The organism is Pantoea sp. ICBG 985 (assembly GCF_002928365.1).
Taxonomy (GTDB): domain Bacteria; phylum Pseudomonadota; class Gammaproteobacteria; order Enterobacterales; family Enterobacteriaceae; genus Pantoea; species Pantoea dispersa.
Window position 1 is genome coordinate 411,815 of sequence record NZ_POWM01000001.1, and the last position, 13,173, is coordinate 424,987.

At 60.3% G+C, this 13,173-nt stretch carries 12 protein-coding genes; 9 read left to right on the plus strand and 3 right to left on the minus strand.

The window, feature by feature from the left end; genetic code table 11:
• The first annotated feature begins 221 nt into the window (after positions 1-221).
• Both C1Y42_RS02075 and idi read left to right on the plus strand, forming a co-directional pair.
• Positions 222-2,117, plus strand: coding sequence for a methyl-accepting chemotaxis protein (locus tag C1Y42_RS02075; RefSeq protein WP_058769488.1), 1,896 nt, complete (start codon positions 222-224; stop codon positions 2,115-2,117).
• 192 nt (positions 2,118-2,309) lie between these two features.
• Positions 2,310-2,843: an isopentenyl-diphosphate Delta-isomerase gene (idi, locus tag C1Y42_RS02080; RefSeq protein WP_104092729.1), complete on the plus strand. Its 534-nt coding sequence runs from the start codon at positions 2,310-2,312 to the stop codon at positions 2,841-2,843.
• A 31-nt stretch (positions 2,844-2,874) separates the two neighbouring features.
• Here idi and C1Y42_RS02085 read toward each other — a convergent pair whose 3' ends face one another.
• Positions 2,875-4,341 (minus strand): MFS transporter, encoded by a 1,467-nt coding sequence (locus C1Y42_RS02085; protein ID WP_104092730.1) that lies wholly within the window; start codon positions 4,339-4,341, stop codon positions 2,875-2,877.
• A 217-nt stretch (positions 4,342-4,558) separates the two neighbouring features.
• On the opposite strand from C1Y42_RS02085, the gene C1Y42_RS02090 reads away from it, so the two are divergent.
• The 4 genes from C1Y42_RS02090 to C1Y42_RS02105 are packed head-to-tail and all read left to right on the plus strand — an operon-like array spanning position 4,559 to position 8,296.
• Entirely contained in the window at positions 4,559-5,467 is a 909-nt protein-coding gene (locus C1Y42_RS02090; RefSeq protein WP_058780854.1) for an ABC transporter substrate-binding protein, read from the plus strand.
• A gap of 3 nt (positions 5,468-5,470) precedes the next feature.
• Positions 5,471-6,637: an ABC transporter permease gene (locus C1Y42_RS02095; RefSeq protein WP_104092731.1), complete on the plus strand. Its 1,167-nt coding sequence runs from the start codon at positions 5,471-5,473 to the stop codon at positions 6,635-6,637.
• On the plus strand, positions 6,630-7,565 hold the full coding sequence (locus tag C1Y42_RS02100; RefSeq protein WP_021508457.1) for an ABC transporter ATP-binding protein: 936 nt from the start codon (positions 6,630-6,632) through the stop codon (positions 7,563-7,565). Before C1Y42_RS02095 ends, C1Y42_RS02100 begins: the two co-directional genes overlap by 8 nt.
• Complete coding sequence (locus C1Y42_RS02105; protein WP_058757824.1) at positions 7,565-8,296, plus strand: ABC transporter permease; 732 nt, start codon at positions 7,565-7,567, stop codon at positions 8,294-8,296. Before C1Y42_RS02100 ends, C1Y42_RS02105 begins: the two co-directional genes overlap by 1 nt.
• Positions 8,297-8,463: 167 nt before the next feature.
• Here C1Y42_RS02105 and C1Y42_RS02110 read toward each other — a convergent pair whose 3' ends face one another.
• Entirely contained in the window at positions 8,464-9,198 is a 735-nt protein-coding gene (locus C1Y42_RS02110) for a MerR family transcriptional regulator (protein ID WP_031279872.1), read from the minus strand.
• A gap of 152 nt (positions 9,199-9,350) precedes the next feature.
• On the opposite strand from C1Y42_RS02110, the gene C1Y42_RS02115 reads away from it, so the two are divergent.
• Positions 9,351-9,914 carry a helix-turn-helix domain-containing protein gene (locus tag C1Y42_RS02115; protein WP_058775322.1) on the plus strand — a complete coding sequence of 188 codons (564 nt, stop codon included), beginning with the start codon at positions 9,351-9,353 and terminating at the stop codon, positions 9,912-9,914.
• Positions 9,911-10,429, plus strand: a complete 519-nt coding sequence (locus tag C1Y42_RS02120) for a GNAT family N-acetyltransferase (RefSeq protein WP_059011157.1) — start codon at positions 9,911-9,913, stop codon at positions 10,427-10,429. Before C1Y42_RS02115 ends, C1Y42_RS02120 begins: the two co-directional genes overlap by 4 nt.
• A 186-nt stretch (positions 10,430-10,615) precedes the next feature.
• Here C1Y42_RS02120 and C1Y42_RS02125 read toward each other — a convergent pair whose 3' ends face one another.
• Complete coding sequence (locus C1Y42_RS02125; protein ID WP_104092732.1) at positions 10,616-11,587, minus strand: LysR family transcriptional regulator; 972 nt, start codon at positions 11,585-11,587, stop codon at positions 10,616-10,618.
• A 156-nt stretch (positions 11,588-11,743) separates the two neighbouring features.
• On the opposite strand from C1Y42_RS02125, the gene argH reads away from it, so the two are divergent.
• Complete coding sequence (argH, locus tag C1Y42_RS02130; protein ID WP_058757821.1) at positions 11,744-13,171, plus strand: argininosuccinate lyase; 1,428 nt, start codon at positions 11,744-11,746, stop codon at positions 13,169-13,171.
• Positions 13,172-13,173 lie beyond the last annotated feature (2 nt).

Genomic DNA, 13,173 nt, shown 5'->3' on the forward strand with positions numbered 1-13,173 from the left:
GACCAGGGCCTTCAGCCTCAGTATTTACGTGCTGACTGTCACCGAAGTTAACACCAGAGCGGTCAGAAAGGAGGCAGGGTAAGGCCAGTGACAATAAGCGCTCTTATGATCACGCTATTCAATCAGTTAACCATTTTGTGATCTTGCGCACCTCAAGTTCCTCTGTAACAAGCCGTTAACCTCGATCAGGCAACTCGCCACACCAGGGTAAGGGCACACCGATGTTAAAAACCACACAATCCCGTTTTACCGCGACCTTAGTCGCATTCTTCGTTGTTCTTATGCTGGTCACCGTCCTGGTGATTAACCAGTTCATCGCACCGCAGCTTAGCCAGAACGAAAGCCGGCTGGTGCGCTATGAGGTGGATGGTCTCGCCGGACGTATCGTCGAGCAGATGAACCGCGTGCAGGCGCAGCAGCGTGCCATTACCGAAGCGGCGGGCGTGATGGACAGCGCCGCCATTGATACGCTGCTGCCGGCGCTGGTTAACCAGTATCAGGACAGCAACGTGTTCGGCGGCGGTATCTGGCCGTTACCCAACCGGCGCGATCCGGCGAAAGAGAAAGACAGCTCGTTCTTTGCGCGTAACGCCAGCAACCAGCTGCAGGTCAACACCTACTGGAACTCCGATGCTGCCGACAAATACTGGGAGCAGCCGTGGTACAAAGATGGCATGGCCGCAGAAAAAGGCCAGTGCGCGTGGGCGAAGGCTTATCAGGATGCTGCCAGCCCGCAGCCGCGCACCAACTGCGCGATGGCGATTTACCGTAACGGCACTGTGTGGGGCGTCTCAACCATTGACGTCACGCTCGGCTTTTTCAACCAGCTGGCGCAGCAGATGGGTGAGGCGATTCATGGTCGCGTACTGATTGTCGAAGCGGACGGCAAAGTGGTCGGCAATGCCGCGTTGCTGGAGGGTACGCCGAAGCTGGAAAATCTGGCTGACACCCAGCTGCCAATGGCGGCGGCGCTGAAAGGGCTGCTGGCACAGGCCGGTTCTCAGCCGTCGCAAACCACCTTCAGCGGAGAAGATGGTGAGCACACGCTGTTCCTGCAGGCCATTCCCGGTAGCCCGTGGTATCTGGCCAGCGACGTGCCGTCCGCGCTGCTGGATGCGCAGACGCACAGCATGCTGACCCGTCTCGGCCTGGTCCAGATCCCGCTGGCGATTCTGCTGCTGCTGGTGCTGCTTGGCTTTGTCCGCGCGATGATGAAACGCCTGAATCTGCTGCATCAAAATATCGAAGCGCTGTCGACCGGTGGTGCGGATCTGACGCAGCGTCTGCCAGCCAGCAATAGCCCGGAATTCAACGCTGTGGCGCAAAGCTTCAACCAGTTCATCGCCCATTTGCAGGGGCTGATGCGCCAGGTGGGCGACAGCGCACTGGCGATTACTGCGGCTTCACGCGAAATCGCCAGCGGCAACGCCGATCTCTCGGCGCGGACTGAATCGCAGGCGAGTTCCATTGTGCAAACCGCCGCGTCGATGGAAGAGCTGACCGGCACGGTGCGTCAGAACGCCGACAACGCCACGCACGCCAACCAGCTGGCAGATGGCGCGTCTCAGGTGGCGGCGCGCGGCAGTGAAGTGGTGCGTCAGGTGGTCAGCACCATGGGCGAAATCCATCACTCCTCGCGTAAGGTGGTGGATATCATCAGCGTCATCGACAGCATCGCCTTCCAGACCAACATTCTGGCGCTCAACGCGGCGGTAGAAGCGGCACGCGCCGGTGAACAGGGTCGCGGGTTTGCCGTGGTGGCTTCGGAGGTACGCAATCTGGCGCAGCGTTCCGCCAACTCGGCGCGCGAAATCAAGAAGCTGATTGAAGAGTCGGTAGCTAATATCGACACCGGCAGCCAGCTGGTGGAGCAGGCCGGACAAACCATGGATGAGCTGATGCAGGGCGTCAGCAGCGTCACAACGCTGATGAGCGAAATCATGTCCGCCAGCCGTGAGCAGAGCATGGGGATCGAACAGGTGAACGTGGCGATTACCCAGCTCGACGGCAGCACCCAGCAGAACGCGGCACTGGTGGAACAGGTTTCCGCGGCGGCGCGTGCCATGGAAGAGCAAAGCGTGCAGCTTGAGCAGGTGGTGCACGGCTTCAAACTGTAACGCAGCGCACACCCCTTACAGCGGCGTCTTTATGGCGCCGCTGTCACGCTTTTTCCTGCCTTTTTCTCCAGAATTATCCGCTGGCTGCTAAGCTTACTGCTTATCGCGACAGCGCACGGAATGTGCGCGATTTTCTCCGCTGCCGCTTCCGCTATTGTGTACAATAGCGGGGATTTTTCCGAAGGAGTTGTCATGCCCGCCATTGAAGTTATCCTCGTCGACCACCTCGATCGTCCCACCGGCAAGATGGAAAAGCTGGAAGTCCATGAGAAGGGATTGCTGCATCGCGCGGTAACGGTTTACGTGTTCAATTCGCGCCATGAACTGTTGCTGCAGCGCCGGGCGCAGAGTAAGTATCACTGCGGCGGTTTATGGAGCAACACCTGCTGCAGCCATCCTTATCCACAGGAGCTGACGCGCGACGCGGCTGAGCGCCGCCTGCGTGAAGAGATGGGGCTGGATTTGGCGCTGACGCCGGTGTTTGAGCTGAGCTACAATCTGCCGCTCAGCAACGGCCTGATCGAGCATGAGTATGGCCACGTGTTTTTCGCCATCAGTGACGAAGCGCCGGTGCTTAATCTCGACGAGGCCGACGACTGGTGCTACTGCTCTGTCGAACAGATTCAGCAGGAGATGCGCGATAATCCGGCAAAATTTACGCCGTGGTTCCTGCACACTTTCCCGCGCATCCCCACTACGCTGGGCGATTTCCGCCTCACCGCCTGAGTAAACGCCTCATCGCTGAGGCGTTATCCGCTTACTGAAAATCTTCCGCATCTACATCGTAGCCTGACGGTTCCCAGCGAATCGCCAGCAGCGCCAGCAATCCGGCCAGCGGCGCCAGCAGAATGACCCAGAACACGCCAGTGCCGAACGCCGCCACCAGCAGCGGAAACACAAACAGGGATACCGTCGAGCTGGCGCGCATCAGCGTCTGATTAAAGCCGACGCCTACGCCGCGCAGCGAAGCCGGATAGCTGAGTGAGGCAAAAGTCATGGTGTGTGAACCCGGACCAAACCCCTGACCGAACAGGAACAGCGCCAGCATGGCAATTGCCAGCGCTGCTTCTTCTCCGCCGGCCGGGCGACCAATCAGCGCCAGCCCGAGCAGCGCCGCACACTGGCAGGCGTAACCGGCCACCGACATCTTCCACGCGCCCAGCCGTGGCACCAGCCGCACCGCCAGCAGGCCGCCAACAAACGCAAACAGCAGGTTAAGCGCCAGCGAGACCAGAATGGTGGTCAGCATCGACTGCGCGAGGAAGCTGGAGATGATCACCGGCAGGCCAAAGGCCACGGCGTTATAGGCGAACGACGAGGCAATCGAGGTTATCGTTGCCAGTAGCGTACGGCGGCGGTAAACGCCTTGCAGCAGCGCGCCATAGTTGCGCCAGCTGGCTTTACGTACTGGCTGTACGGCAGTGAGCTCGGCATCCTGCGCGACCTCCGCGTTGATGTTATATGACCGCCGCAGGATTGCCGCTGCACCCTGCAGGTTGCCCTGATTTGCCGCCCAGATCGGTGATTCGCTCATGTAACGACTGCGGATGGCGATGATCAACAGCGCCGGTACCGCGCCAAAGCCGAGGATCAGCCGCCACAGCCAGTCAGTATGGCTCTCTGGCAGCACCGCATATAGCAGCAGCACCAGCAGATAGGAGATGCTGATCGCCGCGTACCAGGTGGGACACCACATCGCGACGCTGGCGGCCTTATTGCCCTGACCGCGCAGTCGGGAAAACTCCGCCAGAAACGCCATCGCCACCGGCAGATCGATGCCGACGCCGAGCCCCATCACAAAGCGCGCCGCCGCCAGCACGTACTCGTTCGGCGCAAAGGCACAGGCCAGTGCCGCCACCACGAAGAAGAACATATCGGCCATGAAGACCCGATAGCGGCCAATTTTATCGGTGAGATAGCCACCGATCAGCGCGCCAACAATCGCGCCAAAGGTGATAGCCGACGCCACCATGCCGGTGCCGGCGGGCGTCAGATTGAATTCGCGCGTGACATCTTTAATACCGAAGGCCAGCGCACCGAGATCGTAGGCATCGAGAAAAACCCCGCCCAGCGCAATGGCGATGACGATGCGCGCATTGCTGCGCGAGGCGTTACTGTTGTTGACCAGCCGCGTCACGTCGGCCGCGCTGCGAATCCACTGCGTCTCGCCCTGCGGCGTATTCCCTGCCAGCGCCACGTGCGCCGAAGAAGTTAAGTCAGACATGATGTTGTGTGATTTATTGTAAAGAGTGGGGCTATGAGCATAAGCCGCGCCACGGATGTGAAAAATTCTATTTGGTTATAAGTGCAACCAAAGCGTTCTATAAAACCGGCAACGGATAGCAGAAAAAGAACGAATTGCGCCGCTTGACCGCACCCATCCCGTTTCGCCAGGCTACGCTTGATAATCACTGAAAGAAAATAATGCTGAGGAAAGCGCCATGATTAAGCAGGGTTTATTGGGGATGATCGCATTCGCGATGAGTGTCGGGGCCGTGCAGGCAGCGGACCCGGTCAAGGTAGGTTCCAAGATCGATACTGAAGGTTCGCTGCTCGGCAACATCATTCTGCAGGTGCTGAACCAGCATGGGGTAAAAACCGTGAATAAAATCCAGCTCGGCACCACGCAGGTGGTGCGCGGCGCAATCACCGCCGGTGAGCTGGATATCTATCCGGAATATACCGGCAACGGGGCGTTCTTCTTCAATGATGAGAAGGACGCGGCGTGGAAAAACGCGCAGCAGGGCTATGAGAAGGTGAAAAAGCTCGATGCAGAGAAAAATCATCTGGTGTGGCTGACGCCAGCACCGGCTAACAACACCTGGACCATTGCGGTGCGCGGCGATGTCGCGCAGCAGAATAACCTGCAATCCCTCGACGATCTCAGCGCTTACCTGAAAAAAGGCGGCACCTTTAAGCTGGCGGCGTCGGCGGAGTTCATCGAGCGCAGCGATGCGCTGCCGGCGTTTGAGAAAGCCTACAACTTCAAGCTGGGCCAGTCACAGCTGCTGTCGCTGGCTGGCGGGGACACCGCTGTTACCATCAAAGCGGCCGCCCAGCAAACGTCCGGCGTCAATGCGGCGATGGCTTACGGTACCGACGGCCCGGTCGCGGCGCTCGGCCTGCAAACCCTGAGCGACCCGAAGGGCGTACAGCCGATTTACGCGCCTGCGCCGGTGATCCGTGCCAGCGTGCTGCAACAGTACCCGCAGATTGCCGACTGGCTGCAGCCGGTATTCAGCAAGCTGGATGAGAAAACCCTGCAGCAGCTCAACGCGCAAATCGCCGTTGACGGACAGGACGCCAGCCAGGTTGCGCAGCAGTGGCTGCAGCAGAATAAGTTGCTGTAAGCGGTGCTGTCACGGATAAACCGACCGCGCCAGCAGCCGGTGCTGCTGGTGCTGACGCTGCTGATTACGCTGGCGCTGGGAGCGCTACCGCTGCTGAGCTATGCGGCCAACCGGCTGGTCTCCGGACAGCCGCTGATGCTTTGGCAGGTAACGGCGGGCTGGCTGCTGCTGCTGCCGCTGTTATGGCTATGGCTGGGATTGTGGTGGCCGCCAGGTCGCGGTGCGGCGCTGGCGCAGTTGCTGGGCGCGGAGCTACTGTTCGCCCTGCTGATTGGCATCGGCGGCCACGCCGCCAGTGAGCTGGCCCGCAGCGGCAGCCCGCTGGCGCGCACCGCGCTGGGCAGCGGCCTATGGTGTGCGGCAGGATTAGCGCTGCTGCTGGCCGCCGAAGCGATTCGCCAGCTTAGCCAGCAGACGCCGCTGCGTATTCTGCTCAATCTGCAAGTGTGGCTGCCGCCGCTGATACTGCTGCTGAGTGGTCAGCTGGATGCGCTGTCGCTGCTGAAAGAGTACAGCAATCGCACCGCTGTCTTTAACGCCGCGTTCAGCCAGCATCTGCTGCTGCTGGGCGGCACGCTGCTGCCCACCTTACTGATTGGTCTGCCGTTGGGACTCGCCATCGCGCGTCGCGCCCGCTGGCAACATGTCGCCTTCAGCGTGCTGAATCTGATCCAGACCGTGCCGTCTGTGGCGTTGTTTGGCCTGCTGATTGCACCGCTGGCCGGGCTGGCGGCGCATTTTCCGCAGCTGGCGCGCCTCGGTATCAGCGGGATTGGCGTCGCGCCAGCGCTGATTGCGCTGGTGCTGTATGCACTGCTGCCGCTGGTGCGCAGCGTGGTTGCGGGGCTGCAGCAGGTGCCGCAGGAGGTGCGTGAAACCGCGCGCGGCATGGGCATGAGTAGCTGGCAGCAGTTCTGGCACGCCGAGCTGCCGCTGGCGCTGCCGGTGTGGCTCTCCGGACTGCGCGTGGTGGTGGTGCAAACCGTCGGGCTGGCGGTGGTCGCCGCACTGATTGGGGCCGGCGGCTTCGGCGCCATTGTGTTTCAGGGATTGCTGAGCAGCGCGCTGGATCTGGTGCTGCTGGGCGTGATTCCGGTGGTGGCGCTGGCGGTGATATTCGATGCGCTGCTGCGATTGCTGTCGGCGCTGCTGGAGAGAGGACATGATTGAATTTCATCAGGTGAGCAAAGCGTTCGCCGGTAAAGAGGCGATTCGCAACCTGTCGCTAAAGATTGAGAAGGGCAGTTTTACCGTGCTGATCGGCACATCCGGCTCGGGTAAATCCACCACGCTGAAGATGATTAACCGGCTGGTTGAGCATGACAGCGGCGAAATCCGTTTTGCCGGTGAGCCGATCGAGCAGATGGATGCGCGCGCGCTGCGGCGGCGCATTGGCTATGCCATTCAGTCCATCGGCCTGTTTCCACACTGGAATGTGGCCAAAAATATCGCCACCGTGCCGTCGCTGCTCGGCTGGCCGCGGGAAAAAATTGCCGCACGGGTTGAGGAGCTGCTGGCGCTGCTCAATCTCGACAGTCAGCTGGCGTCGCGCTATCCGCACCAGCTCTCCGGCGGTCAGCAGCAGCGTGTTGGCGTGGCGCGCGCGCTGGCGGCCGATCCGGAACTGCTGCTGATGGATGAACCCTTCGGCGCGCTCGATCCGGTCAACCGGCAGGCGCTGCAGCAGGAGATGCTGCGCATTCAGCAGCTGTCGGGGCGCACTGTGGTGCTGGTGACGCACGATATCGACGAAGCGTTAACCCTAGCCGATCAGCTGGTGCTGATGGACGGCGGAGAGATTGTGCAGCAGGGACGGCCGATTGACCTGCTGACGCAGCCTGCCAGTGATTTCGCGCGCCAGTTCTTTGGCCGCAGCGAGCTGGGCGTGCGTCTGCTGGCGCTGGGGCGGGCCGGTAGTGCGGCGCGGCGCGGTGAGTGGCTGGAGGCGGAACCGATCGCCGCCGGGCTGACGCTGCGCGAGGCGCTGTCGCAGTTTATTGCGCGGCGCACCGACAAATTACCGGTTGTCGATCAGCATCAGCAGCCGCTGGGCGTGCTGCACTTTAGCGATTTGCTGCGACAGCAGGAGGCGGGCTGATGCGAGTGCTGCGCGATCCGCTCTACTGGCTGCTGGGGGTATTTCTGCTGTTGCTGTGGGGGTTACCGCACAGTGCACCGCTGTTTGCGCACTGGTTTCCGCAGCTGGAGCGTCCGCTGTACCAGCAGGAGAGTTTCTGGCAGCTGGCGCTGGCCCATCTGTTGCTGGTGATCAGCGGCAGCGCGCTGGCGATTGTGGTGGGCGTTGGCTGTGCGGTCTTCGCTACCCGTCACGGCGGCAGGGCGTTCCGCCCGCTGCTGGAGACGCTGGCGGCTGCCGGTCAGACCTTTCCGCCGGTGGCGGTGCTGGCGATTGCCGTGCCGGTCATGGGCTTTGGCGCTGCGCCGGCGGTGATGGCGCTGTTTCTGTATGGGCTGTTGCCGATTCTGCAAGGCACGCTGGCGGGACTGGACAGCGTTCCGGCCAGCAGCCGTGAGATCGCCGTCGGTCTGGGAATGGGACCGTGGCGGCGTCTGTGGCAGATAGAGCTGGCGCTGGCGGCACCGGTGATTATGGCGGGCGTGCGCACCTCTGTGATGATCAACATCGGCACCGCGACCATCGCCTCAACCGTCGGAGCGGAGAGTCTGGGTTCGCCGGTAATTATCGGTCTGAGCGGCTTCAATACCGCCTATGTGATTCAGGGCGCGCTGCTGGTGGCGCTGCTGGCGCTGATCTGCGACCGGCTGCTGGAGCGGTTGCAGCACGCACTCAGTGGGTATGCAGAATAAGGCTGTAGCCAACCAGCATCATGCCGCCCATGCCGCCAATCGCCATGATGGCAAACAAGGTGCCAATGAGAATTTTATTCCAGTTCATAGGTAAACCTGAGAAAAGTCATGAAGTGCGGCATGATAACGCGCACATGCGGTAAGGCAAAGGCCGCATGTGCGATTTTTCAGGTGGGTTCGTGGACGTGAATCGAGAAGCCCTGAGCCTGCCAGTGTTCAAACTGCTCCAGCTGGCGGCGCGTCGGCTTTTTACCGGTCCAGATAAACAGATGCTGGCCGGGAAACAGCTCCGGACGCGGCATATCCAGCGGTTCCGCCAGCACATCAATGCGCCAGCCCTGCTGCGCTAAGCGCCAGGCTTCCAGCCAGATGCGGGTGCGATCTTCTACGCCCCAGCCAATCATTAAGGCATCTTTGCCGGCTTTTTTACGCGCGCCTGCCAGACAGAACGCGACATAATCAATCAGCGCGCCGTCCAGCAGACTGCACATGGTGCGGGCGGTATTCTGATCCAGCCCGAGACGCTGGCGTACCGGTACAAAAACGTGGTCAATCAGCGCATCGACCGGGTGTTCACGGCCAATGGTGGCGATTTTGGTGCGCAGTTTGGAGGCGCGCACGTGGCGCAGCACGCTCATCAGCTCTTCCTGCAGCGCCGTCCAGCCGTCATGCACGTTGAAGGTCTCTCCTTCAAGCAGGGCTTTGACTTTGCCAACAGGCACACCGCTCTCTATCCAGCGTTTGATCTCTTCGATCCGCTGAACATCTTCATCATCAAATTGTCGATGACCACCCTCAGTGCGCTGCGGCTTTAACAATCCATAACGACGCTGCCAGGCGCGCAGGGTTACCGGGTTAATTCCACAGCGCTCGGCAACATCACCGATACTGTATAAGGCCATGGCATCCTCTAAAATTCTGACCTGCATAACAACACCTTAACCGCCAGAGTGAGCTTGTACAATGATTATTTTATTGTACAACTTGACCCACTGCACGATTTCGGGCTTTATCTCTTATGTGAGATTAATTTCCCGAAAATGAGAGGTTAAAGATGTCTGCTCTAAATACGGAAGATCGGCTTGCGGCACGTCTGGCGGAATTACGCCTGCAGCGCGGCTGGTCGCTGGATGAACTGGCTCTGGCAACCGGCATTAGCCGGGCATCATTGTCGCGCATTGAGCGCGCCGAGACCAGCCCTACCGCCGCTTTGCTTAATCGCTTGTGCGTGGCCTACGGTTTAACTATGTCGCGACTGCTCAGCGAAGTAGAAGAAGAAGCGGCGCTGCTGCTGAAAGCGGAGCAGCAGCCGGTCTGGCAGGACACGCTCAGCGGCTTCCAGCGACGCAACGTCTCGCCGCCGGCCAGTCAGTTTAAAGCGGAGCTGGTGGAGGGCGTGCTGCGTCCAGGCGCGCGCATTGATTATGATGCGCCGCCGGTACAGGGGCTGGAACAGCACATCTGGCTGCAGTCGGGCGAGCTGACCATCACCATGGAGACGCAGAGCTGGACGCTACAGGCCGGCGATTGCCTGCGCTTCCACCTCAGCGGGCGTTCCTCTTTTCAGGCGCATGCCGAAGGCGGCGCGCGCTACATTCTGGTGGTGTGCAAACCATGATTGAAATCGACTCTCTCAGCGCCACCCAGGCGCAGCCGCTGCTGGCGTCACTGTGTGAGGTGCTGCACGGCTGCGTGGCAGACGGTGCCAGCGTCGGCTTCATTGACGCGGACGATCGCGCAGTGATGGCGCGTTTCTGGCAGGACAAAATTTACAGCCTGGCGAGCGGCGATAACCAGCTGCTGGTGGCCTGGCAAGCGGGCGAGATAGTGGCCACGGTGATGCTGGGCTTCAGCAGTATGCCCAACGGCCGCCATCGTGCGGAGATCAGCAAGCTGCTGGTGCATCCGCGTGCGCGACGTCAGGGCATTGCGCGCCGTCTGATGTTACGTGCCGAGCAGCTGGCGCAGCAGCAGGGTAAAACGCTGCTGGTGCTGGATACGCGCAGCGGCGATGTTGCCAGCGCGCTCTATCTGTCGCTCGGCTGGCAGGTGGCGGGTTCGATTCCGTACTATGCCGAATCCACATCCGGCGAGCTGGATGCTACCACGGTGATGTATAAGCGGCTGACGTAAGCGTTCTGGTTGCTGTTACCGGACGCCGCGTTTCCCTTGTCCACAGACTGCCTCTCCCTTTCCGCAGGCTGACTCTCCCTTGTCCGCAGCTGCGTCTCCCTCTCCCGGTGGGAGAGGGCCGGGGTGAGGGCATCAGCGTACACTTTCCCATCCCGTGCCAGCAGAAACCTGGTCACACGCACCAAATCAGTGCGCCGCCGCCGCATCGCTCAACCCCAGCGCCTGCATAAACAGCCGGATGATCGGATTTATTTTCCGGCCTTTCTTCATCACCAGACAAAATGCGGTTTCGCGCCGCAGCGTGTCATCGCCCAGCTCACACAATTGTCCGCGGGCAATAAACGGAGCGGCATAATGTTCCGGTAAATACCCAATAAAGTGACCGGTTAAAATCAGCATGGCCACCGATTCCACCTGCACCGCCTGCACACCGCTCTCCTGCACCGGAATCAGGCGGCGTTCATCGCGTGGGGTAACATATAAATGATTAATAATTTTCTGCTGACGTAATACATCCACCGAAATATTTTTATCGCAAGATCCGCAATAGAGAGGATGTGACGCAGCGCAATATAATTTTGCGTATTCTTTATAAAGTTCGAAGTAATCAAACTCTTTTTTCATTTCATACACGGGCGCAATGCCGCAATGAAAACGCCCTTCGCTTATGCCGCGTTCAATATCATCCAGCTGTGCGGTCTGCAGACGAATCTGCACCTTTGGCGCTTTCTGGTGCAACTGTTGCACCGCACTGGTGACCGGCGAGTGTGGATCGCTAATGGTGTTATCCACCACGCAAATCGCGATGTCCCCCAGCAGCTCGTTGCGACTGTTGTGCAGCCGCTCGCGAAACAGGTTGAGCGATACGAACAGCTCCAGCGTGGCCTGATAAACATTGATGCCGTACTGCGTCAGCTCAAAACCTTCACGGCCGCGGCTGCACAGCGTCATGCCCAGCCGAATCTCCAGGTCAGAAACCTGTTTACTGATCGCCGCCAGGCCAATATTTAATTCGTGACTGGCGGCGGTTAATCCTCCGGCTTCCACCACGCATTTAAATACCCGCAGCAATTTTAAGTCGATATTACTCAGCGCCAGAACCGCATTATCGCCGCGATTATTCGCATTGTTTCCAGACTGGGAAACTTTACTTTCCATTTTTGCTATTCAACTCCGGAATAATTGCGGTGAAAGTACAGTGAATCTGAAATACCACCTATTTGCCAGCGTGGCAATAAAATAAGTTTTTATTATCGCTGCCGGCTGAATCCAAACTTTTTCATATTGCTGCGGCTGATTTGTGAGGGAAATAGCATGTCTGAGAATGCCGAACTGTTATGGGGCGCACGTTTTAAAGCGGCTCCGGCAGCCAGTTTAACCGCGCTGTCGCGTAGCCCGGATTATTACTTTGCGCTGGCGCCGTACGACCTCGCCGGTTGCCGCGCCCATGCGCGCGAGCTGGCGCGTGCCGGGCTATTGAGTGCTGACGAGCTGGATACCATGCTGGCGGCGATTGACGCGCTGGACGCCGATTATCGCGCTGGCCAGCTGCAGCCGATTGCCGCCGATGAAGACGTGCATACCTTCATCGAACGCGCGCTGACAGAACGCCTCGGCGCGCTGGGCGGCAAGCTGCGTGCCGGCCGTTCACGCAACGATCAGACCGTCAACGATCTGCGTCTCTACCTGCGGGATAACGGCCGCAAGCTGGTGAGCGCGCTGTTGCAGTTGCAGCAGGCGCTGGTGACGCAGGCCGCGCAACACACCGACAGCGTCGCGCCCGGCTTCACCCATCTGCAGCAGGCGCAGCCGATTGTGTTTGGCCATCAGCTGCTGGCGCATGCCCAATCCTTCGCGCGTGACATTGAGCGTATGCAGGACTGGGATCGCCGCAGCGCGCGCTGTCCGCTGGGCGCAGCGGCGATGGCCGGTTCGGCGATTGCGCGTCAGCCACAGCTGGCCGCTGCCGATCTCGCTTATCTGGCACCGTGCGAAAACTCGATCGATGCAGTCGCCAGCCGCGACTACGCCGCGGAATTCCTGTTCGTCACCAGCATGATCGGCATCAACCTGTCCCGGCTGTGTGAAGAGGTGTGCCTGTGGGCGTCACGGCAGTTCCGCTGGGTGGAGCTGCACGACAGTTACGCCACCGGCAGCTCGATCATGCCGCAGAAGAAAAATCCGGACATTGCCGAGCTGACGCGCGGCCGCAGCGGCCGGCTGGTCGGTAACCTGATGGCGCTGCTGACCACCATGAAAGCCATGCCGCTCTCTTACAACCGCGATCTCAGCGACGACAAACGTAATGTGATTGATGCGGTCAACACGCTGCTGATGGTGCTGCCTGCCATGGCCGGCATGATGGCGACACTGAAATTCAATACTGAGGTGATGCGCGAGCAGGCGCCGGATGGCTTTACGCTGGCGACCGAAGTGGCCGACTGGCTGGCAATGCGCGGCGTGCCATTCCGCGAGGCGCACGAGATTACCGGCCAGCTGGTGCAGCTGTGTGAACGCGAAAACTGCGGCCTGGCCGATCTCAGCGATGCGCAGCTGCACGGCGTCGATGCACGTCTCACGCCCGAGGTGCGTCAGGCGTTAACCCTGGAAGCGGCGCTGGCAGCCCGCAGCGGCTACGGCGGCACCGCGCCGGCACGGGTGCGCGAGCAGCTGGCCCGTCTGCAAACCCTGATGCAGGACCAGCAGCGCTGGGCCGATGACTACGCCGGACCGCGCGCCTGAGG